We start from the raw sequence: 22,103 nt of genomic DNA, 5'->3' as shown, positions 1-22,103 counted from the left end.
AATACGCGCCAAATGGTGCACGGCCCAAGTTTCACCTGCATGCGGTTTATAACTTTGTACTGCCAAAAAACAGGGGGGATCGTATGGAAGCTCTACGTAGGTGTAGATGGTTTATGCGGGCACTTGTGAGGTTGATGGCGCTGTGTGCAGTGGTTGTCGTGACCTTCATGGCGGGACCGTCGCCGGCATTCTCTCATAATGCCGGCGATATCGCCTCCGTGGCGGTACAGCAGGGAGGAAAAACGGTCGCCGATCTGCCGGAGGCGGCCCAGGCGGCGGTGTCGGAGGCAGTGGGCCGTGACAATGCAGCCTATCATGCAACGAAGATCGTGGGCGGCTATCAACTCAAAAGCGTCAAGCAAGAGTTGGCGGCCCAGTTCCGGGCTGACGGCGCCGTCGTCTCCGGATGGCGGCTTTCCCTGTGCGGCATAGGCCGTGGCGATGAGCGGCAGGCTCTTCCATCGGCCTCGCCGGAGGCGAAGGCCAACCGGGTCGAATACCGCCGTGGCGATGTCACGGAGTGGTATGTCAACGGCCCGTTGGGGCTCGAGCAAGGCTTCACCCTCAGCCGCGCACCGGAAAGCAGGGGGGCAGGGACACTATCCCTCGCCCTGCAACTGCCGGACAAGATGCAGGCCCGCGTAGCAGAGAACAAGACCGATGTTTCAATGATTGGCCAGGGGGACGCATCGTCACTCAGCTACGGCAAACTTGCCGCTTGGGACGCCACGGGCAAAAGCCTCCGGGCCTGGTTCGAAACCGGGCGGAGCGGCTTGCAGATCCGGGTGGACGACAGTGGGGCCCAGTATCCGATCACCATAGATCCCTTGGTTCAGCAGCAGGAACTAACCGCATCTGACCCTGCGGTATCCGACTGGTTCGGTGCTTCCGTTGCTCTGAGCGGCGACGGCACCACGGCCCTAATTGGGGCGTATAATAAAAACTCCGCCAAGGGAGCAGCCTATGTTTTTGCAAAAAGCGGAGGAACGTGGAACCAGCTACAGAAGCTGACCGCCTCGGACGCTGCGGCAAGCGACCAATTCGGCTGGTCAGTCTCCCTGAGCAGCGATGGCACCACGGCCCTGATCGGGGCAGTAGGGAAAAACTCCACCAAGGGAGTGGCCTATGTCTTTGCAAAAAGCGGAGGAACGTGGGGGCAACAACAAATACTAACCGCCTCGGATGCCCTCGGTAATGATCGATTCGGTATTTCCGTGGCCCTGAGCGGTGACGGCATCACCGCCTTGATCGGGGCATGTGCATCCAGGGCAAACTCATCGTCTACCAGCGCATACGGCGCAGCTTATGTCTTTACAAGAAGCGGAACGACGTGGAGTCAGCAGCAGAAACTGACCGCTTCTGACCCTGCGACAGGCGACTATTTTGGTTGGTCCGTATCCATGAGCCGTGATGGCACCACGGCCCTAATCGGGGCTAATTTAAAAAATTCATCCATGGGCGCAGCCTATGTCTTTACGAAGGGCGAAACGATGTGGAGCCAGCAGCAGAAACTGACCGCTTCTGATGCTGCAACATCCGACCAGTTTGGCATTTCCGTGTCCCTAGGTGGAGACGGCAATACGGCCCTGGTCGGAGCTCGTTACAAAAGCTCATCAAGCGGTGCAGCCTATGTTTTTACGAAAAGCGAAACAGTATGGAGCCAGCAACAGAAACTGACCGCCTCAGACTCGACGGCAGCCGATCAATTCGGCTTTTCTGTTTCCCTGAGCAGTGACAGTTCCACGATACTGATTGGCGCTTATAATAAGAGTTCCGCAGCAGGTGCCTCCTATGCAGGTTCTGCTTATGTCTTTACAAAGAGCGGAGCGGCATGGAGCCAGCAACAGAAACTGGCCGCCACGGATGCTGCGGCATATGACAATTTCGGCTGGTCCACAGCTCTGAGCGGCGACGGCACCGGGGCCTTGGTCGGGGCTCGTGGAAAAAACTCATCGGCGGCAGGTACCCCCTCCGCAGCGGGTGCCGCCTACGCCTATCAGCTTTCCAAGACCACCGTCACCATCACCCTAGGTGACCTTAACGCCACCTACGACGGTACACCCAAAGCTGCCACCGTCACCACCGACCCGGCAGGACTGGCCGTCGGTATCACCTACAACGACAGCAGTACAGCGCCGACCAATGCCGGTAGCTATACTGTTGTTGCCACAATAAACGATTTCAACTATCAGGGAACGGCCAGCGGTACGCTGGTCATCAACAAAGCCGCAGCCACCGTCACCCTGAGCAACCTGACCGCCACCTACGACGGGACCCCCAAGGCCGTCACCGTCACCACCAATCCGGCGGGTAAGGCCGTCATCGTCACCTACAACGGCAGTACTACAGCGCCAACCAATGCCGGCAGCTACGATGTCGTCGCTACCATCAGCGATACCAACTATCAGGGTACGGCCAGCGGCACGCTGGTCATTGGCAAAGCCACCGCCGCCATCACCCTGAGCGACCTGACAGCCACCCACGACGGCACGGCAAAATCGGCCACGGCCATCACCAATCCGACCGGACTGGCCGTCACCTTCACCTATACCTATAACGGCAGCGTCGTGATACCGATCAATGTCGGCACCTACACTGTCGTTGCCACAATCAGCGATGCCAACTACCAAGGCACGGCCAGCGGCACGTTCAAGATCGTTGACAAAACGGCGCCGGTGCTCACTATCTCCACCCTGCCCGACGGCAGCGTCACCAACAACGAAATGCTCAACATCACCGGCACGGTCACCGACGATGTTAGCGTCAAGTGGCTCAAGGTCAATCTCGTTCAGATTCCGGTGGACTCCGACGGCGGTTTCAATCTGGGAGCAATCCTTGACAGCGGAGCAAATACCATCAAAATTGTTGCCAGCGACTCGGCCGGTAACACCTCAACAGACAGCCGGACCATTACCCTGGACTTGACCGCACCCAACCTGTTGATCGCGGCTCCGGCCGACAACAGCAAGACCGCCACGGCCCTGGCCACCGTCAACGGCACCGTGGATGAAAACTCCTCCGTAGCCGTAAAACTGGGCAGCGAAATCATAAACGCCGCCATGAACGGCACAAGCTACACCGCCTATGTGACGCTTGTCCCCGGCATCAACACCATCGTAGTAACCGCCACCGATCTGGCCGGCAAAACCAACGCCCTGAAGCGGACCGTCATCTACGACGACCAGAGTCCAAACCTGGCGATCACCATACCATCCCAGGACAGCCGCACCAACCAAGCCAATCTTACCATCCGCGGGACCGTCTCCGATCCCTACACCGATGTGACCGTCAGCATTGCCATGGACGGCCAGACCTACACCCCTGCCGTAGTTAACGGGCAGTTTGAACAGGCCGTCACCTTTACCACTGAAAAGAGCTACGCCATCGTGGTCACCGCCACCAACGAAGCAGGCGTCAGCACTAGTGCACAGCGTAATGTGGTGTACGATGTCACCAAGCCGGGCCTGACCATCGACCCGGTTACCAGCCCGACCAGCCAGGCCAGCGCCGTGCTGACCGGCACAAGAGAGACGGGAACCATCGTCTCGCTCAGTGCCGATACTGCGGCCGTCATCGGCGGGGTCACCTACCCGGACGCCACCACCTGGAGTTGCCCGGTAAGTTCCCTCGCGGCCGGGGCAAACAACATTACCGTCAGCGCCCAGGATCAGGCCGGCAATACCACCAGCGTAACGGCACAGATTGTCTATCAGTAGGGTGATTCCGGCAGGACGCTGGTCAACACAGTGCAAGCTTCACTCCGCGGCCATCAGGTTTCCCCTGATGGCCGCGGGCCGTTTGACAATGATGCGGGGAACGGAGATTTCAGGGCGGCGGCAAAAAACACCCCGGCAACTAGGAGGGAAAGTCACCAGGGCAAATGAGGGTTCTTAGGGAACCCTCGCAATGTTTTCTGTGATTATATTTTACCAGACGCCCCCTACCCTGGCAAGCGGGAAAAAATGCCTAACAATTCGGTATTACGTGTAAATGGCGGGAAAGCCCAGCAGATCGGTCAGGGTCAGGTGTGGCCGCCGGAGCGGGAGGTGGGACACTGTGGCGCCAGGGGGCAGCCGGTGCACAGGGGGCGGGCGCGGCAGAAGACCTTGCACTGTTCCACGATCAGGGCGTGGTACTCGTTGAACAGCGGGACATCGCCGGGCAGGTGCGTCATGAACAGCAGGCGGGTCTCGTCGTAGCCCGCATCGGCCGGCACGAGGCCCAGGCGGTGGAAGAGGCGCCGGGTGTAGGCATCCACCACAAAGGTTGGCTTGTTGCCGGCGTAGAGCAGGATCGCATCGCAGGTTTCCGGGCCGATGCCGCGCACCTTGAGCAGTTCCCGGCGCACCTCGCGCCACGCTCCGCTGAACAGCACATCCAGGGAGCCGCCGTGGCGCTCCCGGAGCCACCCCACAAACTCCTTGATCCTGGCGCTCTTGACATTGTAGTAGCCCGCCGGCCGGATCAGCTCCGCCAGGCGGCCCGCCTCCAGAGCCTCAATCCCCTCCATGGTCAGGACATCGGCACCTTTCAGGGCGCTGATGGCCTTTTCCACATTGGTCCAGGCCGTGTTCTGGGTCAGGATCGCCCCGATGCAGACCTCAAAGGGGGTCTCGGCCGGCCACCAGAAGCGGGGGCCGAAGCGTTCCAGCAGGTGGAGGAAAACCGTCTTGAGCCGTTCGCCGGTGGGGGAGAGTGATGCCGTGGTCAGGGCCTTCATGCCGCCTCGATCGAGGCGGGCAGCCCCTGGGCCATGGTGGGGTAGCGCAACCTGACGCCCAGCTTCTCCAACATGCGGGAATTGTCCACCACCCGCGACTCGCTCACGTAGGAGAACATCAGGGGGGACATGGCTTGGCGCGCTTCCTCCAGCGTCACCTGGGGCTGGCGGGGCATGCCCAGGGCGTCGGCGGCGGCGTTGAAGTAGCTGGTCATGCTGGCGGGATGGCCGTCGCTTACGTTGAAGACATCGCCATCCTCCCCCTTCTCCACCGCCGCCAGGCAGACCTGCGCCAAGTCGTCGGCGTGGATGCGGTTGCTGGGGCCTGACTCCGCTTCCTTGAGAAGCGGCTGCCCCTGGCTGATCTGCATCAGCGGCAGGCGGCCGGGGCCGTAGATGCCGCTGATGCGCAGGATGACCACCGCCGTGCCGTGAGCCGCCCCGAATTCCCGGAAGGCGGCCTCGGCATCGAGGCGACGCTTGCCCATGGCCGAGGCCGGGGCGGTGGGGGAATCCTCCGTCACCACGCCGCCGCGAGTCTCGCTGTAGACCGAGGTGGCGCCCAGGTAGACGATCACGGCGGGAGGCGGCGACAGGGCGGCCAGGGCGGCGCAGAAGTTCCTGGCCCGGGTGTCGGAAAGCCCGCCCCCGGGCGGCGGCACGCAGTACAGCACCACCCCGCCGGCCGCCGTCTCCGGCACCGGTATCCCGGCCGGGTCGTCCAGCGCGGCGATGACCGTCCCGAAACCCGTCTGTTCCAAGGCCGCGCCATGCTCCGCCGACCTGACCAGGCAGGTCGGTTCGTATCCCGCGTCCCGCGCCAGGCGGGCGACGCGCCGGCCGATGTAGCCGCAACCGGCTATGAACATGCTCTTCATGGTTCCTCGCATTTTTAGGCTTTTGAAAAATCCAGGTTGTCCCAAAATAGTCAGATCGTCACATTACGCTTCACAGCGACTTCGACCAGAGCAGGGACAGGCTGCTCCCGGAGACCCCGTTCCTGAGTATGCCGCTGTCGTAGGAGTATTCCAGGTAGAGCGTCGAATCCCAGGGAAGTCCGCTGGTAAGCCCCACGGAAAGCGCCTGGCCACGGCTCTCGTGGAACCGCAGGGGATGGGTGGAGAGCACGTCCCGGTTGGCCCAGGCAAAGGTGCCCCGCAGATGCAGGTAGAGAAAGAACAAGAGCTCCCGCCGGTACTCGGCCGTCCCGACAATGTAATCCGACACCGGGAACTGGTTGAACTCCGCGCCGGGATAGGGGATACGGGCCAGATCGTCGCTCTCGCAGGGAAACGGCCCTCCCCCGATGTGGAACGCCGAAAACCGGTCCAGGTCGTTTTCCGCCGTGGTGCCGCCGTAGACGCTGAAGATCAGCCGGTCGCGCTCCGAAAGCCCCGGCACCGGCGCGGCAGCCATGAGGTAGCCCGACAGCTTGACGAACTCCTGGGTCTCATCCTTCCTATAGTCGGCCCCGCCGTAGTTGGCATCGGCCCAATGGGCCCGCCGCTGCCACTCCACGTCCAGCCCCCCCGCCACCCCCTGGTGCAGCAATTCCATGATATTGCGGCGCATGCCGTCGTAGCGGCCGCGCAGGCGTACGCCGTGGGTGACGGTGTCGGGCGGCAGCCTGACATCGGCGCCGCTGTCCACGGTGCGTGACGAGTAGAGGTAGCCCCCTTCGTAGAACAGTTGCAGCCGCAGGTCGTTATCCACCTGCAAGGGAGCGACCGGCAGGCGGTAGCCCGCCCCTACCCAGGCGGCCGCCTGCCCCCAGACGACGCTGCTGGCCCTGACCTCCCTTCCCCCCACGATCTCCGTCGCCGGGAAGGGAACGGTCGTATTCTCCAGATGTGCCAGGATTTCGAAATTGTCGAATTTATGGGCGTGGTCCAGCTCGTTGACAAAGACGCCGAACACCAGGCGGCTCCGGGAGTGGGGGGTTTCCCGCCTCCCATAGAGCGCGGCGACCGGGAGGGCGTCCGCGCTGCCCAGGGCCGGCGCAAAGAGCGTCCCTCCCAGGGTCAGCGCCAGGGTGTTGCCCCGGTCCCGGGCCGGAATCCGGACCTGCTGTCCCAAGAGGTCCACCGAACCGGCGTCCCCCGCCAGGGGTGTGGCATAGCGGGGTGCAGCAGGCTCCCCGCCCCAGGCGTTCCCGCCCCAGACCGCGAGCAGCGTGAGCAGATGCCACCCTGCCATGCGGATCATGCAATGTCGGCGTCCCACAGAGATCATCACGCCCCTCGCGGCCTCACTATAGCAGTCCGCCAATAGCGTTAGCAGGAAAAAGGCCCCGTGCGCATGCCACGGGGCCTCGTTGTGATGCGGGCGGTTATGACACCCCTATTTCGGTTCGTCGTAGGTAAGCGCCGCCAACTTCTGGAAATAGGCGAAGCGGCTGGCGGTGAAGGCGCTGGCCTGCTTCATCAGCTTGGCCGCGGCGTCGGGGTTGCTTTTCTGGAGCACCTTCCAGCGATTCTCCCCGTAGGCGTACTCTTCAAGGGTGATGGTCGGCGCCTTGCTGTCCAGTTGCAACGGATTTTTGCTCTCGGCGGCCAGGGCCGGGTTGTAGCGGTAGAGCGGCCAGTAGCCGGATTGCACCGCCTTCTTCTGCTCATCCACGGCGGTGGTCATGTTGATGCCGTGGGCAATGCAGTGGGCATACGCGATGATCAGGGACGGGCCGTCGTAGGCCTCGGCCTCCAGCATGGCCTTGACGCACTGTGCCGGGTTGGAGAGGGACACCGTGGCCACGTAGACCGAGCCGTAGGCCATGGCCATCATGCCCAGGTCCTTCTTGGCCACCGACTTGCCGCCGGCCGCGAACTGGGCCACGGCGCCCAGCGGGGTGGACTTGGATGCCTGGCCGCCGGTGTTGGAGTAGACCTCCGTGTCCAGCACGATCAGGTTGATGTTCTTGCCCGAGGCGATGACGTGGTCCAGGCCGCCGTAGCCGATATCGTAGGCCCAGCCGTCGCCGCCGACGCACCACACCGATTTCTTCACCAGGTAGTCGGCGATGGGAACCAATAGCCGCGCGGTCTGGTCCTTGCTGCCCTTCAGCGCCGCCTTCAACTTGTCGATGCGGCCGCGCTGCGCCTCGATGCCGGCCTGGGTGGACTGGTCCGCGCCGATGATCTCCTTGAACAGCTTGGCGCTGGCGGCAAAGGCCTTGTTGCCGGCAAGCTCGTGCAGATACTCCAGGGCCGATTTGTTGAACTGGTCCACGGTGAGGCGCATGCCGAAGCCGAACTCGGCATTGTCCTCGAACAGGGAGTTGGACCAGGCCGGCCCGCGGCCGTCGGCCCGCTGGGCCCAGGGGGTGGTGGGGAGGTTGCCGCCGTAGATGGAGGTACAGCCGGTGGCGTTGGCGATCAGCATCCGGTCGCCGAAGAGCTGGGAGAGCAGCTTCAGGTACGGGGTCTCGCCACAGCCGGCGCAGGCGCCGGAGAACTCGAACAGCGGGCGCACCAGCTGGTTGCTGCGCAGGGTTTCCAGTTTCACCTGGGTCGGGTCCACATCGGGCAGCGAGAGGAAGAACTCGAAGTTCTCAGCCTCCTGGGCGCGCAGGGGGGGCTGGAAGTGCATGTCCAGCGCCTTGTGATCCGGATTCTGCCGGTCCTTGGCCGGGCAGTTGTGGGCGCAGGCGCCGCAGCCGGTGCAGTCCTCCGGTGCCACCTGGACGGTGAGCTTCTTGCCGGCCATCTCGGGGATCTTGCAATCCGCGGACTTGAAGCTGGCCGGGGCCCCCTTGAGCAGCTTGGCGTCATAGGCCTTCATGCGCACCACGGCGTGGGGGCAGACGAACGAGCAGATGCCGCACTGGATGCAGAGTTTCTCGTCCCACACCGGGATGTCGATGGCGATATTGCGCTTCTCGTATTGGGAGGTGGCGGTGGGGAAGGTGCCGTCGGCAGGCATCTTGGACACCGGCAGGTCGTCGCCCAGGCCGGCCACGATCACGCCGGTGACCTCCTTGACGAACTTGGGCGCCTTGGCGGAGACGGCGGCGGCCATCTTCAGCTTGCTGGTGGCCTTGGCCGGGACCTTGACCTCGTACAGGTTGTTCAGGCCGGCGTCCACCGCCTGGTAGTTCATCTCCAGCACCTTCTCGCCGGCCTTGCCGTAGGACTTCTTGATGGCGCTCTTGATGGAGGCCACGGCGGTCTTGAGCGGAATGATGTTGGAGATCTTGAAGAAGGAGGTCTGCATGATCACGTTGATGCGGGGTCCCAGGCCGATCTCGTTGCCCAGCTTGACGCCGTCGATCACGTAGAACTTGAGCTTCTTGCCGATGATCTGCTGCTGCACCTCTTTCGGTATGCGGTCCCACACCTCGTCGTGGTCGAAGGGGGCGTTGAGCAGGAAGGTGGCCCCTTTCTTGGCCTTGGAGAGCATGTCGTACTTCTCCAGGAAAGAGAAATTGTGGCACGCCACGAAATCGGCCTCCTGGACCAGGTAGGGGGCGCGGATCGGCTTCTTGCCGAAGCGCAGGTGTGACGTGGTCATGGAGCCGGCCTTCTTGGAGTCGTAGACGAAGTAGGCCTGGGCGTTGTTCTTGGTCTCCTCGCCGATGATCTTGATGGAGTTCTTGTTGGCGCCCACGGTGCCGTCCGAGCCCAAGCCGTAGAACATGGCCTGGTAGACCCCGTCCATGGGGTTTTTGTAGTCCGGGTCAACCTTCAGGCTGCACTTGGTGACATCCTCCTCGATGCCGACCACGTAGTGGTTCCTGGGGGCCTTGACCTTGAGGTTGTCGAGCACGGCTTTGGCCATGGCCGGGTTGAATTCCTTGGAGCCCAGGCCGTAGCGGCCGCCGACGATGACCGGGTAGCCATCGAAGGAGAACTTCTTCTCGGCCATGGCCTCGCCGATGGCGGTACGCACATCCAGGTAGAGCGGTTCGCCCAGGGAGCCCGGCTCCTTGGTGCGGTCGAGCACGGCAATCTTCCTGACGGTCTTGGGCAACGCCTTGATGAAGGCGTCCAACGGGAAGGGGCGGTAGAGATGGATCTTGACCACACCAACCTTTTCCCCCTTTTTGACCAGGTTCTCCACGGTCTCCTGCACCACGTCGGCGCCCGAGCCCATCACCACCACCACCCGGTCCGCGTCCTTGGCCCCCACGTAATCCACCAGCTTGTACTTGCGGCCGGTCAGCTTGGCGAATTTGGCCATTTCCTCGGTGACGATGTCAATACACTTGGGGTAGTAGGGGTTGACCGTCTCACGTCCCTGGAAGTACACGTCGGGATTCTGGGCCGTGCCGCGCATCACCGGACGGTCGGGGCAGAGCCCGCGCCCCTTGTGCTCGGCAATGAGCTTGTCGTCCAGCATGGCCCGCATGTCGTCGAAGGTAAGCTCCTCGACCTTGAGGACCTCGTGGGAGGTGCGGAAGCCGTCGAAGAAGTGCAGGAACGGCACCCTGGCGCGCAGGGTGGCGGACTGGGCAATCATGGCGAAGTCCATGGTCTCCTGCACGTTGTTGGAACAGAGCATGGCCCAGCCGGTGGAGCGGCAGGACATGACGTCCGAGTGGTCGCCGAAGATGGACAGGGCCTGGGCCGCGATGGCCCGGGCCGAGACGTGGAACACGGTGGAGGTCAACTCCCCGGCGATCTTGAACATGTTGGGGATCATGAGCAGAAGCCCCTGGCTGGCGGTGAAGGTGGTGGTCAGCGCCCCGGCCTGCAACGCGCCGTGGACCGCACCGGCGGCCCCCCCTCGGACTGCATCTCCACCACGGTGGGGATGTTGCCCCAGATGTTCTTCTCGCCGGCGGCGCTCTTGGCGTCGGATATCTCACCCATCACCGATGACGGAGTGATCGGATAGATGGCAATGACCTCGTTGGTGGCGTGCGCCACGTGGGCAGCAGCGGTATTGCCGTCGATGGTTACCATTTTTCTGCTCATGGGTTCCTCCTGTTTGTGATTATCCTGGCTATTCGTTCAATTCGAGGTGTTATCGATATATTTTACCATGCCTTTACGGCTTTATAAGCTGTTGAAAAACTCAGGTTGTTCAAAAACTGTCAGATCGTCGCACCCGCAGGAAGTCCCGAGGAGGCGTAGCAGGCCTACTCCGCCGAAGCAGCTTTGGCTGCGAAGGCCGGGCGCTACGCCGCACGAAAGGGCTTTCGAGGACGAAGGCCTGATGGCTGTTTTTCAACAACCTGCTCTGCTACAGCTCGTTTCTCCCCTGGAGCGCCCATTGCACCGTGGCCGCATCGACGAATTCTATATCGCTTCCCAGCGGGATGCCGTGGGCCAGGCGGGTAACCTTCACCCCGTACGGTTTGAGCGCCTTGGTGAGATAGAGGGCCGTCGCCTCCCCCTCCACCGTAAAATTGGTGGCGATGACCACCTCGTTGACCCCGCCGCGCCCGATCCGCTCCAGCAATTCGGCGATGCGCAGATCGGAGGGGCCGACGCCCCCCAGGGGCGAGATCGCCCCCTCGAGGACATGGTACATCCCCTGGTAGGCGTTGCTCCGTTCCAGGGCCATCAGATCCTGGGAGTTCTCCACCACGCAGATCGTGCCGGCATCCCGGTTGCCGGTACAGATGGCGCAGGGGTCATCCTCGGTAACGGCAAAGCAGTTGGAACAGGCGTGAACCCTGGTGCGGACCTCCTGCAGGGATTCCGCCAGCGCCGTCATGTTATGGGGAGATTTGAGAAGATGGAACGCCAGCCGCAGGGCCGTACGCTCGCCGATACCGGGCAGCTTCTTCAGTTCTCCAACCAGACGCATCAATGAGGAAGATTTTGTTAGCATATTTCCCGACACAAATAAAACATTTTTTTAAAATTATAGCATGGATAAAAAATATGCTCCCCCGGCGCGAAACGGGCCGGCAGACGACCGAACACCCTGGAGGAGCACGTATTAATGACTTTTATGCCCGCAGTAGGACGGTAACGGACTTTGCCGTATACGCTACTGACTATTAGCCGAACTAAAATTTTTAGTCAAATTAAAAATACCGGCTGCCGCCGCGATGGCGGCAACGGCAGCCTGCCGCCCGCGAAAGCTAGAAGAGGCCCGGGATGCTCATGCCGCCGGTGATCTTGGACATCTCCTCGGAGATTTCGCTGTGGACGTTTTTCATGGCCTCGTTTACCGCAGCGATAATAAGGTCTTGCAGCATCTCCACGTCGTTCGGATCGACGGCTTCCTTTTTTATCGAAAGTGAAACTATTTCGTTCTTGCCGTTGACCTGGACGTTCACCGCGCCGCCGCCCGAAGATGCTTCGGCCGTCCGCTGGCTCGCCTCTTCCTGGAGCTTCGCCATCTTCTGCTGGATCATCTGGGCCTGTTTCATGATGCTTGCCAAACCTTTTGACATCTGTCCCTCCTGGGTGTGAAATACCTCTAAAACCTGGTTATATTGATTGTTTCCCCGCCGGGGCGTTACGCTTTGCGAATATCCATCACGGTGCCGCCGAAGATCCGCGCCGCCTCATTGATCACCGGATGTTCCGCGACCTCCCGCTTCAGGTCCGCCATCAGGCGTTCGTCATCGCTCTTTTTTTTTTCGGCCAGCGACCGGGGGGTCTCGCCGGTTTCGGGCCTGATCGCCTTGATCCTGATCGCCGTCTCATGCCCCGTAAACTCCCGGGCCAGGGTGGTGATCTCGGCGATGAAATCGGCGTCCTGGGCCATGTCCAGATAGTAGCCGGGGGGGAAGCCGATCTCCATCTGCCCCGGCTCCAGCTTGAGCGGGCTGCCGTACTCCAGTACCGATGCGCGGGCCGGGCGCTTTTCGACGCTGAACGCCACGAACCGCTCCCAGTCGGCGTACCCCCCCGCGGTGGCGGAGACGAGGGGGGCGGGGGGCGACGGGGGTGGAGGACGGGGACGGCGTCTGCTCGCCACGGGGCGCCTCCGCGCGGGGCGACGGCGCGGCAGGGACGGCAGGGACGGCAGCGGCCGGCCGGGCGGCATCCCAGGGGAGCGCAGGGGTGTGGACCGCCCCGGTTTCAAGCCCCTTGACCTTTTCCAAGAGCTCCTGGATCGGGATGACCGGAACGAGGGTGGCCGCCTTGAGCAGGGCGATCTCCAGGATCAGGCGGGGGAACGTGGCGTACGCCATCTCGGCTTCCGCCTTCAGGAGCAGGGTCAGGCGGCGCTGGATCTCCTGGGCCGAAAAGCCCCCCGCCTGGCGGCGCAACTCTTCAAACTCAGCCTCGGCCAGGTCGAGGATCTCCTCGGGGTTCTTCACCGAGCGGATCACCAGGAGATTGCGGAAATGGTCGATCAGTTCCTGGCAGAACTGGCGCATATTGTAGCCGACCCCGTCCACCCGCTTCACGCCGGCCAGCACCCCCTGGGTATCGCCGGCAAAGACCGCAGCGGAGATCTCGGCCAGCAGGCGACGATCCACGGCGCCGATCATGGTGGCCACATCCTCGTCGCTCACGCTGTTGCCGCAGAAGGCCAGCACCTGATCGAAGACCGACAGGGAGTCGCGCATGCTGCCGTCGCCCTTGCGGGCGATCATGGCCAGGGCGGCGTCGCTGATGGCGATGCCCTCCGCGCCGGCGATGAAGCGCAGGCGCTCGATCAGCTTCGGCAGGAGGATGCGCTTGAAATCGAAGCGCTGGCAGCGGGAGAGGATGGTGACCGGGACCTTGTGGGGCTCGGTGGTGGCAAAGATGAACTTGACGTGGGCCGGCGGCTCCTCCAGGGTCTTCAGCAGGGCATTGAAGGCGCTGGTGGAGAGCATGTGGACTTCGTCGATGATGAAGATCTTGTACCGGCTGTGGGAGGGGAGATACTTGATGTTGTCGCGCAGGTCGCGCACGTCGTCCACGCCCGTATTGGAGGCGCCGTCGATCTCGAAGACATCGGTGGAGGTGCCCTCGGTGATCTCCTTGCAGACCGGGCAGGCGTTGCACGGCTCGGTGGTCATCCCCTGCTCGCAGTTGAGCGCCTTGGCCAGGATGCGGGCCGAGCTGGTTTTGCCGACGCCGCGGGCGCCGGTGAACAGGAAGGCGTGGGCCACCCGGCCGGTGTCGATGGCGTTTTGCAGCGTACGGCTGACATGCTCCTGGCCGGTCAGCTCTGAGAAGGTCTGGGGGCGATATTTGCGGGCGAGAACAACGTAGGACAAAGGGGCGTTACCTCACAAGGGCTGCGTTCGGAGGTCATGAAACCAGGTGCGGTGCCGACAGGGCGCGACTCTCGCTGCAAGCCGGCCCGGGGATGCAACGCCTTCACAAACCTGCTTGCAGGCGGTTATGATAGCCGGGCTTGCCCACGGCACACGGGGAAGCCGCTGCCGTTGCTTCCTTCCGGACCTGGCGGAGTTCACGGCGTACCGTTGCGTGGGGCCCGGCTATCATAGCCGCCTGCAAACGGGGAGTTGGCAGAACGCGGCGTTTTCCAGCAATAAAAGGAGTATCAGCGTACCATGTCGCCCCGGCTTTGTCAAAACGATTTCACCGGCCCGGCCGGGCGGACAGTAAGGGGAGATAACGGAACAGGGATGAAAAAAGGGAGACTAGGTGGGCCGTTCCAGTTTTTCCTGCAAGAGGGGGATGATCACGACCTTGATCTTGCCCTTGCCCCACAAACCGATCTTCTTGGCCGCCGCGCGGGACAGGTCGATGAAGTGGAAAGCCTTTCTGGCACAGCGGTCGGTGATCGTAACATGCACTTCCTGATGGGTGGCCGGGTTGACGACCCGCACCACGGTGCCCAAGGGGAGGCTCTCATGGGCGGCGGTCAGCTTGTCGGGCTGATAGCGGTGGCCCGACGTGGTCCTGCGCCCCTCGAAGCGCTTGGCGTAGTAGGAGGCGAACCCTTCCATCGGCTCCAGCGGGCTGCTCTTCAGGATCAGCCCCTCGAGCACCTCCTCCAGCTTGGCCGGCTCCGTCCCGGCGGCCACGGAAGGCGTGGCGGCGGCACAGGTGACCAGCAGCGCGATCAGGGCGGCAAAGATATATATGGTTGGGCGTCCCGTCATAGCGAAATCTCCGTACGACGTTTTATACAATAAAACAATCGCCGTGTCAAGTCCGGGGCAAAACCGCTGTCAGCCGCACGTCCGGGGACTACGTGACGAGGTATTCGCCAATCCCCTCCCTGAACCCCTTGGGCTCAAAACCGAAGGTCTGCTTCCAGCGGCCGTCGCAAATGTTCTCCTCCACCAGCATCTGCAACTGGTCCATGGTGAGGGGGAATTGGGGAATGCCCTGCAGGACCGGAATGGCCAGCTTCATCAGCCCCAGGGGGAGGCGCGGCTTGAACGGTGCCGGCTTGCCCAGGGCAGCGGCGACCGCATCCAGCAGATCCACATACCTCAGGCGGTCGTTGCCGCACAGCTCGAAGCACTGGCCGATGGTCGCGGGCAGCTCCAGGGCCAGGGCGAAGCAGCGGGCCACGTCGTCGCCATGGATCGGCTGGAGGCGGTAGGCCCCGCTGCCGATGACCGGCACCACCGGCGCCAGGCGCACCTGGCGGGCAAGCATGCCGACAAAGGCGTCCTTGGGGCCGAAGATCAGGGAGGGGCGCAGGATGGTCCAGTCCAGGCCGCTGGCGCGCACCAGCTCCTCGGCCCGGAACTTGGTCCGGTGGTACGCCGAAACGGCATCCGGCCTCGTCCCCAGGGCCGACATCTGCACATAGCGCCGGATGCCGGCCCGGCTGGCGGCAGCCAGCATGTTGGCCGTGGCCTGCACATGCAGCCGTTCGAAGGTCACCCCCTTGCCGGGGAACTCGCGGATGATGCCCACCAGATTCATCACGGCGTCGCATCCGCCCATGGCCTGCTCGAACGTATCCGGCCGGGTGACGTCCCCCTCCACCTGCTCGACCCCCGCGGAGACCGCGCCGCGCCGGTGCATCAGCAGGCGCAGTTGATGCCCCCGCCGGAGCAGTTCACGGGACACATGTTCGCCGACAAAACCGGTTCCACCTGCGATGAATACCCTCATGGCGCCCTCCCGAGCCCTGCGCTGCCCCCCCCCGCCCCTGGGCGGACAACCGCGCAAAGATACCAAACTGCCGGCATATCGGAGCGCGCGACTCCGCTGCCCGGCGGGGCTCAAACCGCTACCGGGGTGTTTTTTCGCCCCACAGTCGCTCCCGAAGCCCCGAACTCCTGACGGTGCGCCGCTCCACCGCGCGGAGAAAGACCTCTTCGCCCCCCCAGATCTCCACATGGGACCTGGCCCGCGTAACCGCGGTATAGAGCAGTTCGCGGCTCAGCGTTTCCGAAACGCGCTCCGGCAGGATCAGGAGGACCCGGTCGAACTCCGACCCCTGGCTCTTGTGGACGGTCAGGGCAAACGCGCTTTCATGGGGCGGCAGGCGCAGGGGGGAAAGGCGGCGGAGCGCCCCCTCCGGATCGTTGAACCAGGCGGCCAGGTCGCCGGAAACCGGGTCGTCCATCAGCACGCCGGTGTCGCCGTTGAACAGGCCCAGCTCGTAGGTATTGCCCGTCACCATGACCGGCAGCAACCGGTCATCCCGGCCGTGCAGGCCCAGGGCTTCCCGGCAGAGCCGGTTCAGGTTCTCCACCCCCCAGGCCCCTTCACGATGGGGGGCGAGGACCCGGAAGCGGTCCAACTCATCCAGGGCCTCCGCAGGGGTCCGGGCGCGGCGGTAGACGCTGTAGCCGAGTTGTACGCGTTCCCTGAAGGCCGGACCAAAGGCGGGGCCAGATGGCAAGGGACGCCAGGCCACATCGCCGTACTCCCCGGACGTGAGCAGTTCCAGGGCCGTTGTGCCGTCACCCGCATTGACCAGGCGGCTCAGGTTGCCGATACCGCTGTCGCGGCCAAAACGGTAACTCCTGGACAGTTGGACCACCGCAGGGCGGCCCGGCTCCATCGGGCCGGGAGCGGACGATCCCGAGCAGATGTCGGCCAGCACGGCGCCCGCCTCCACCGAGGCGAGCTGATCCCGGTCGCCCAACAGGACCATGCGGGCGTTGTCGGGCAATGCTTCCAGCAGCCGGGCCATGAGCGGCAGATCGACCATGGAGGCTTCGTCCACCACCAGCACGTCACAGGCCAGCCGGTTTTCCCGGTTGTGGCGATAGGAGGCCTTCCCCGGCACAGCCCCCAGCAGGCGGTGGATGGTGACCACCTCCGTCGGCAGCATCTGCCGCAGGCTCCCCGGGATCGGCAGGTGCTCCACGGCCTGCATGATGGAGCGCTTCAGGCGCATGGCGGCCTTGCCGGTGGGGGTCGCCAGGACGATGCGCGGCGGCTGGGGGGCCAGTTCGGCGACCAGGGCCAGGATCCGGGCCACGGTGGCGGTCTTGCCGGTGCCGGGGCCGCCGGACACGACGGCAACCCCCCGGGTCAGGGCCAACCGGGCGGCCTCCCGCTGCTGATCCGGTTCACCGTCGTTTGCGGAAGGGAAATAGCGCTCCAGGGCGGCTGCCAGAAGGCTCTCGTCCACCGTGCGCACCACGCTGCGCACCAGGAGGCCGTCGGCCACCTGCCGCTCATTGTCCCAACTACGGTGCAGGTAGAGGCGGCCGTCATCCACCACCAGGGGCGCATAATCCCCCGGCCGGCCGACCGTTGCGCACGGTTCGAGCGCCTTCAACCACTGGGAGGGGTCAGATATGCGCCATTGCCGGTCGGCAGGGGGCTGCGACACGATCTCCGTCCCGCGAAGCCCAGCCGGATCGAGGCAGATGTGCCCCCGGCAGGTTGCGTTGCTCGTCAGGGCGGCGGCCAGCCAGAGCTCTTCGCAGGGGCAGGGGTCGATGCGCTGGATGAAATCCGCAAAGTGCCGGTCCAGGCACGTCAGTTGAAGGCTTTCGGTCATGGGGGCGCTTGTCCCGTATCCTGTTTCCCGAAGGAGGTTTCAGACGTCGTGCCGTTGAAGACCGTCAGGCGGTTCTTGCCGGTACGCTTGCTGATGTACATGGCCTCGTCGGCATTGGCCATGACCGTGCGCACGTCGCCGCCATCCTCGGGGTACCCGGCCAGGCCGGCCGAAAGGGTCGTGGAGAGCGTCACCCCCTCGAACTCGAAGGGGGTCGCCGCCATGCGGGAGACGATGCGCTCGACGACCGGGATCACGTCCTGCTTCGCGGCCTCGTTGAACATGATGACGTACTCGTCGCCGCCATAGCGGGCGCAGATGTCGGAACCGCGGACCGAGGAGGTGATCGTGGCGGCCACCTGGCGGATCAGCTCGGTTCCGGCCAGATGGCCGTGCCGGTCGTTGACCTTCTTGAGGTTGTCGGCGTCGATCATGCAGATCGCATAGGGGCGTATGTAGCGCCTGGCGAGCCGTTCCTGGGCGTCGGCCAGGATGAAGAAATTGCGCATGTTGTTGATGCCGGTCACCTCGTCGGTCAGGGAAAGCCGCTCCACCTCGCGGCGGGCGCTCTCCGTCTCGCCGGCCAGCATGGCCCCCAGGTGGGCGATGAGCATGAACGGGAACAGTTCCAGGGTATGGGTTAAAAAATCGTTGATCCCCTTGAACTCCTCCGAAGCCAGAAGAATATAGGAACTGATGGCCAGGACGGCCATGAAGTAGGTCACCCGCCTGCCCTGGGTCAGGGAAGTGGCCATCAGGATAAGATAGATGAGCGACATGAAAGGGCTGGTGATGCGGCCGGTGTACCAGCATACCGCCACGATGAACGCCAGGAAGACCATGAGGTCCACGAAGGTCTTGAAGGGGCTGTACGTGCGGGAGAGAGCGCCGTAGCGGGCGTTGATGTTGTAAAAAAACAGCAGCACGCAGAAGGCCGCCAGAAAGACCAGGCTGGCGCTCTCGGTGGGCATCAGCTTGATGTCCAGCGTCACCAGGGCGATCAAAAGCCAGGAGATATTGCCCATGATGCGGTCGTACCCCGCATAACGCTGGCGGAAGCTTGGGTAGTGTTCAGTCTCGTGAATTTCGTCCATAAGCCGCCCCCGGCCGGAATCCCCGTCAGCCGGCTATCCGTAAGGTTATCCAGGCGGTCACCGCGTAGCGCAGCAATTTTCCCGAAGCCACCAGGACCGAAAAGAGCCCGAAGTTGATGCGCATCATCCCTCCCACCATGCAGAGCGGGTCGCCGATGACCGGCAGCCAGGAGAAGAGCAGGGAAAAGGCCCCGTACCGGCGGTAGTGGCTGCGGGCACGCTCCTCCTGTTCCGGAGACACGCGCAGGACCCTCTCGATCAGCCAGCGTCCGCCATACATGCCGATCAACCAGGTCGTCACCGCCCCCAGATAATTGCCGGCAGTGGCCGCCGCCACCGTCGCCAGCGGCTCATACCCCCTGGTGAGCATCAGCACCAGCAGCCACTCCGAACCGAGCGGTACAAGGGTCGAAGCCAGGAAGCTCAAGGTGAAAAGGGCCATATATCCCGGCTGATTGAGCCAGTCGCGCGCCATGACAGTATATGTCAGAAATGTATTGTCAAAATGGCTCAATCGTTTACAATATTCTCCCGTTCCATTCCGTATCCGTGATCACATTGTAGCGATTATTCAGAATTCGGCAAGGGGGGAAGCATGCAGAAAGGAAAACCGGCCAAGAAGTATTCCCAGGCGGGCCGTCTGCACAGCATTATCCGGCTGTTCGAGGCCCGGCGGGGCATGACCCTGGACGACCTGGCGGAGGAATGCGGCGTCGATCGGCGCACCATTCACCGCGACCTGAATGCCGTGGAGGAGGCGGGCTACACCCTCACCTCCGAGTGGCAGGGGGGCAAAAAGGTCTACAGCTTCCTGACCAAATCCCGCAACATCCCCCCCATCACCTTTACCCTCCCCCAGCTGATGTCTCTCTACCTGCTGCGCTCCCTGGGGGTCTACCTGGCAGGCACCCCCTTCCAGGCCGAAATCGAAGAGTTGTTCCGCGCCATCACCTCGGTCCTGCCCGACCGCTACGCGGCCCACCTGGAACGGATCGCGCGGGTGTCCCTGCCGATTCTCCACGGAGCCAGGGACTACTCCGCCGCAGCCGGCCATTTCGAGGAACTGCAGCGCGCCCTGCTGCACCAGTACCGGGTCCGCCTGAGCTATGCCAAAAAGGGACGGGGCGAACATGAGGAGTACGAAGTCGATCCCTATACCCTGGTGTTCCACAAGGGAGGCATCTATCTCTTGGGATATGCCCACAACCGCAAGGCCATGCGCCTGTTCGCCCTGGAACGGGTCCGGGGGATCGAGGTCACCCGGCAGCGGTTCGAGATCCCCGAGGGTTACCAGCCGGAGGCCAATTTCAAAAGCGCCTTCGGCCTGGTCAGCGACACCCCCATGCAGGTCAGGGTCCGCTTCTCGCCGGAGGTGGCCCATGCCGTAAAGGAACGCATCTGGATGCCGGACCAGAGGATGAGGACCGACAAGGACGGCCGGCTGACCCTCGAATTCGAGGCCGCCGGGGAGATGGAACTGGTCTCCTGGATACTCTCCTACGGCATGCATGCCGAGGTGCTCGACCCGCCCGAGCTGCGGCGGGAGGTGAAGCGCCAGGTGCGCGAGATGCGCCAGTACTACCGCAGCAAGGAGAAAAAACCGGAGAAGGGCGACAAACGGCCCGTTTGACTTTGCCGGTTGCGTGAATTATAACCACAACACTGCAAAAAATAACTTGTATTCAGAGACACGGGCCGGAACCGATGGCAGACGACACCCAGCTTCACGACATACTCATCCAACGCCTGGCGGCAATGGGCAGGATTACCTTTGCCGCCTTCATGGAGGCCTGCCTCTACGAACCGGGACTGGGCTACTACACCTCGCCGGGACGCAAGGTGGGCGCCGAGGGGGATTTCTACACCAGCATCTCGGTGCACGCCGCCTTCGGCCGGGTCATCGCCCGGGAAACCGCCCAGATGTGGCGCGGCCTCGGTTCGCCCGCCCCGTTCACCCTGGTGGAGTGCGGCGCCGGCAACGGCCGCCTGGCGTGCGATATCATGGACTACCTGGCCGAGCGGGAGCCGGAGATGTACGCCGGCCTGGAGTTGGTGCTGGTGGAGCGGGAGCCCTCCCTCCAGACCGCCCAGGCCGAGCTTCTGGCCCGCCATCGGGACAGGCTCCGCTGGCTTCCGCCCGAGGCCTTCGGCACGGACGGCTTCAGCTTCAGCGGCTGCCTCTACTCCAACGAGTTGATCGACGCCCTGCCGGTGCACCGGGTGGTGATGACCACCGAGGGACTGCGGGAGATCTATGTCACGCTCCGGGAGGGGCGGCTCGCCGAGGAAACGGGAGAACTGTCCACGCCGGCCATCGCCGCCCACCTGGAACGCATCAAGGTCACGCTGCTGCCGGGCCAGCAGGCCGAGGTCAACCTGGCCGCCCCGGAGTGGCTGGCTGCGGCTGCCCGGTCGCTCAAGCGCGGTTTTGTCCTGACCATCGACTACGGCTACCCGGCGGAGGAGCTCTATGCTCCCCAGCGCAAGCGGGGGACGCTTCTCTGCTATTATCGCCACCAGGTGGAGGATGACCCCTATATCCGCCTGGGGAGACAGGACATCACCTCCCATGTGGACTTCACCAGCCTGATGCGCCGGGGCGAAGAGGTGGGCCTGGAGCCGGTCTGGTTCGGGGAGCAGTGCCGCTTCCTGCTCTCGGCCGGCATTGTCGAGGAAATCGAGGAATCCGAACGTTCGGCGGCGTCCGAAGAAGAAAAGCTCAAGGTACGCCTGGCCCTGAAAAAGCTGATCATGCCCGAGGGGGGCATGGGCGATACCTTCCGGGTCCTGATCCAGGCCAAGGGGGTTGAAAACCCCCGCCTGCTCTGCCAGCGCCGGATAGGAGGCTGAATGCCGGCCCCCGACCTGGCCGCCATCCGCGGCATCATCTTCGACCTGGACGGCACCCTGTACGTGTCGGACCCGTTTGCGGCCACCATCCAGGAAACGGCGGCCGGCTACATCGCGGCTCTCAAGGGGATCAGCGGCCATGAGGCCGGCGCCCTCATGGCCGCCACCCGCTCACGGCTTGCCGAAGTGTACGACATTACCCCGACCCTCTCGGCGGTCTGCACCGAACTGGGCGGCAGCATCCGGGAGCTGCACGCAATTTTCGAGGCCCGGCTGCGGCCGGAATCATATTTGGTGCGGGATGAGCGGGTCATTGCCCTGCTGGAACGCCTGGCCCGGCGTTTTGAACTCGCCCTTTTCACCAACAACAACCGCGCCCTGGCGGCCCGCATAACCGGCTACCTGGGGCTGGACGGCTTTTTCCGGCAGACCTTCGCCATCGACGACCGGTGGCTCGCCAAGCCGGACGACACCCTGCTGGATCACGTGCTGGGCCGCCTCGGGCTGTCCCCCGCCGAGGCGCTCTTCGTCGGAGACCGCTACGATGTGGACCTGCGGCTGCCCGAGCAGCGCGGCTGCCCGGTCTATCTCAGCCAGAGCATCGAACAGCTGCTGCGGCTGGAGGATTTGCTGCAATGACACCCCCTGGCCCT

Annotated in this window: 16 protein-coding genes, 1 other RNA gene and 1 pseudogene; 4 read left to right on the top strand and 14 right to left on the bottom strand. The window is 63.5% G+C overall.

Annotation, left to right across the window (positions count from 1 at the left end; genetic code table 11):
• Positions 1-134 precede the first annotated feature (134 nt).
• Positions 135-3,716: an MBG domain-containing protein gene (locus FO488_RS00855; protein ID WP_168205823.1), complete on the top strand. Its 3,582-nt coding sequence runs from the start codon at positions 135-137 to the stop codon at positions 3,714-3,716.
• A 305-nt stretch (positions 3,717-4,021) separates the two neighbouring features.
• Here FO488_RS00855 and FO488_RS00850 read toward each other — a convergent pair whose 3' ends face one another.
• The 14 genes and pseudogenes from FO488_RS00850 to FO488_RS00790 form a co-directional block, all read right to left on the bottom strand.
• Positions 4,022-4,720, bottom strand: coding sequence for an endonuclease III domain-containing protein (locus tag FO488_RS00850; RefSeq protein ID WP_149208791.1), 699 nt, complete (start codon positions 4,718-4,720; stop codon positions 4,022-4,024).
• Entirely contained in the window at positions 4,717-5,598 is an 882-nt protein-coding gene (locus FO488_RS00845; RefSeq protein ID WP_149208790.1) for an SDR family oxidoreductase, read from the bottom strand. The genes FO488_RS00850 and FO488_RS00845 overlap by 4 nt, the downstream gene beginning before the upstream one ends.
• A 70-nt stretch (positions 5,599-5,668) precedes the next feature.
• Positions 5,669-6,925 (bottom strand): hypothetical protein, encoded by a 1,257-nt coding sequence (locus FO488_RS00840; RefSeq protein WP_149208789.1) that lies wholly within the window; start codon positions 6,923-6,925, stop codon positions 5,669-5,671.
• Positions 6,926-7,060: 135 nt separating this feature from the next.
• Positions 7,061-10,632, bottom strand: a pseudogene (gene nifJ, locus FO488_RS00835) (pyruvate:ferredoxin (flavodoxin) oxidoreductase).
• A 268-nt stretch (positions 10,633-10,900) separates the two neighbouring features.
• Positions 10,901-11,494 carry a recombination mediator RecR gene (recR, locus tag FO488_RS00830; RefSeq protein WP_149208788.1) on the bottom strand — a complete coding sequence of 198 codons (594 nt, stop codon included), beginning with the start codon at positions 11,492-11,494 and terminating at the stop codon, positions 10,901-10,903.
• Between the two features lie 256 nt (positions 11,495-11,750).
• Positions 11,751-12,065 (bottom strand): YbaB/EbfC family nucleoid-associated protein, encoded by a 315-nt coding sequence (locus FO488_RS00825; RefSeq protein WP_149208787.1) that lies wholly within the window; start codon positions 12,063-12,065, stop codon positions 11,751-11,753.
• A gap of 65 nt (positions 12,066-12,130) precedes the next feature.
• A complete protein-coding gene (locus FO488_RS19770; RefSeq protein ID WP_240732103.1) occupies positions 12,131-12,382 on the bottom strand; it encodes a hypothetical protein in 252 nt (83 codons plus the stop codon).
• Entirely contained in the window at positions 12,318-13,832 is a 1,515-nt protein-coding gene (dnaX, locus tag FO488_RS00820) for a DNA polymerase III subunit gamma/tau (protein ID WP_240732101.1), read from the bottom strand. Before dnaX ends, FO488_RS19770 begins: the two co-directional genes overlap by 65 nt.
• Positions 13,833-13,961: 129 nt before the next feature.
• Positions 13,962-14,059: signal recognition particle sRNA small type (gene ffs / locus FO488_RS00815), an RNA gene on the bottom strand.
• Between the two features lie 163 nt (positions 14,060-14,222).
• A complete protein-coding gene (locus FO488_RS00810; protein ID WP_149208786.1) occupies positions 14,223-14,687 on the bottom strand; it encodes a septal ring lytic transglycosylase RlpA family protein in 465 nt (154 codons plus the stop codon).
• Between the two features lie 88 nt (positions 14,688-14,775).
• Positions 14,776-15,657 carry a complex I NDUFA9 subunit family protein gene (locus FO488_RS00805; RefSeq protein WP_149208785.1) on the bottom strand — a complete coding sequence of 294 codons (882 nt, stop codon included), beginning with the start codon at positions 15,655-15,657 and terminating at the stop codon, positions 14,776-14,778.
• 118 nt (positions 15,658-15,775) lie between these two features.
• Positions 15,776-17,506, bottom strand: coding sequence for an exodeoxyribonuclease V subunit alpha (gene recD / locus FO488_RS00800; protein WP_149208784.1), 1,731 nt, complete (start codon positions 17,504-17,506; stop codon positions 15,776-15,778).
• Positions 17,503-18,600, bottom strand: coding sequence for a GGDEF domain-containing protein (locus tag FO488_RS00795; RefSeq protein WP_149208783.1), 1,098 nt, complete (start codon positions 18,598-18,600; stop codon positions 17,503-17,505). The genes recD and FO488_RS00795 overlap by 4 nt, the downstream gene beginning before the upstream one ends.
• Before the next feature lie 25 nt (positions 18,601-18,625).
• Complete coding sequence (locus tag FO488_RS00790) at positions 18,626-19,075, bottom strand: YqaA family protein (RefSeq protein ID WP_149208782.1); 450 nt, start codon at positions 19,073-19,075, stop codon at positions 18,626-18,628.
• Positions 19,076-19,195: 120 nt separating this feature from the next.
• Here FO488_RS00790 and FO488_RS00785 point away from each other — a divergent pair, with 120 nt between their 5' ends.
• From FO488_RS00785 to FO488_RS19245, 3 genes are all read left to right on the top strand, one after another.
• A complete protein-coding gene (locus FO488_RS00785) occupies positions 19,196-20,230 on the top strand; it encodes a YafY family protein (protein ID WP_149208781.1) in 1,035 nt (344 codons plus the stop codon).
• A gap of 74 nt (positions 20,231-20,304) precedes the next feature.
• Positions 20,305-21,450 (top strand): class I SAM-dependent methyltransferase, encoded by a 1,146-nt coding sequence (locus FO488_RS00780; RefSeq protein ID WP_149208780.1) that lies wholly within the window; start codon positions 20,305-20,307, stop codon positions 21,448-21,450.
• Positions 21,451-22,089: an HAD family hydrolase gene (locus tag FO488_RS19245; RefSeq protein ID WP_168205822.1), complete on the top strand. Its 639-nt coding sequence runs from the start codon at positions 21,451-21,453 to the stop codon at positions 22,087-22,089. It abuts the gene before it with no gap.
• Positions 22,090-22,103 lie beyond the last annotated feature (14 nt).

The sequence above is a fragment of the Geobacter sp. FeAm09 genome (assembly GCF_008330225.1).
Classification (GTDB): domain Bacteria; phylum Desulfobacterota; class Desulfuromonadia; order Geobacterales; family Pseudopelobacteraceae; genus Oryzomonas.
The sequence above is the reverse complement of the archived record's forward strand: the minus strand, read 5'-3'. Positions and strand labels throughout refer to the sequence as shown.

What these genes read in the sequence shown, in the direction of transcription:
- FO488_RS00795 (WP_149208783.1), bottom strand. Translation starts at nt 18,600, where the DNA reads ATGGACGAAATTCACGAGACTGAACACTACCCAAGCTTCCGCCAGCGT.
- FO488_RS00805 (WP_149208785.1), bottom strand. Translation starts at nt 15,657, where the DNA reads ATGAGGGTATTCATCGCAGGTGGAACCGGTTTTGTCGGCGAACATGTG.
- recR (WP_149208788.1), bottom strand. Translation starts at nt 11,494, where the DNA reads ATGCTAACAAAATCTTCCTCATTGATGCGTCTGGTTGGAGAACTGAAG.
- FO488_RS00840 (WP_149208789.1), bottom strand. Translation starts at nt 6,925, where the DNA reads ATGATCCGCATGGCAGGGTGGCATCTGCTCACGCTGCTCGCGGTCTGG.
- FO488_RS00780 (WP_149208780.1), top strand. Translation starts at nt 20,305, where the DNA reads ATGGCAGACGACACCCAGCTTCACGACATACTCATCCAACGCCTGGCG.
- FO488_RS00845 (WP_149208790.1), bottom strand. Translation starts at nt 5,598, where the DNA reads ATGAAGAGCATGTTCATAGCCGGTTGCGGCTACATCGGCCGGCGCGTC.
- FO488_RS19770 (WP_240732103.1), bottom strand. Translation starts at nt 12,382, where the DNA reads ATGGCCCAGGACGCCGATTTCATCGCCGAGATCACCACCCTGGCCCGG.
- FO488_RS00850 (WP_149208791.1), bottom strand. Translation starts at nt 4,720, where the DNA reads ATGAAGGCCCTGACCACGGCATCACTCTCCCCCACCGGCGAACGGCTC.
- FO488_RS00810 (WP_149208786.1), bottom strand. Translation starts at nt 14,687, where the DNA reads ATGACGGGACGCCCAACCATATATATCTTTGCCGCCCTGATCGCGCTG.
- FO488_RS00785 (WP_149208781.1), top strand. Translation starts at nt 19,196, where the DNA reads ATGCAGAAAGGAAAACCGGCCAAGAAGTATTCCCAGGCGGGCCGTCTG.
- recD (WP_149208784.1), bottom strand. Translation starts at nt 17,506, where the DNA reads ATGACCGAAAGCCTTCAACTGACGTGCCTGGACCGGCACTTTGCGGAT.
- FO488_RS00825 (WP_149208787.1), bottom strand. Translation starts at nt 12,065, where the DNA reads ATGTCAAAAGGTTTGGCAAGCATCATGAAACAGGCCCAGATGATCCAG.
- FO488_RS00855 (WP_168205823.1), top strand. Translation starts at nt 135, where the DNA reads ATGGCGCTGTGTGCAGTGGTTGTCGTGACCTTCATGGCGGGACCGTCG.
- FO488_RS19245 (WP_168205822.1), top strand. Translation starts at nt 21,451, where the DNA reads ATGCCGGCCCCCGACCTGGCCGCCATCCGCGGCATCATCTTCGACCTG.
- FO488_RS00790 (WP_149208782.1), bottom strand. Translation starts at nt 19,075, where the DNA reads ATGGCGCGCGACTGGCTCAATCAGCCGGGATATATGGCCCTTTTCACC.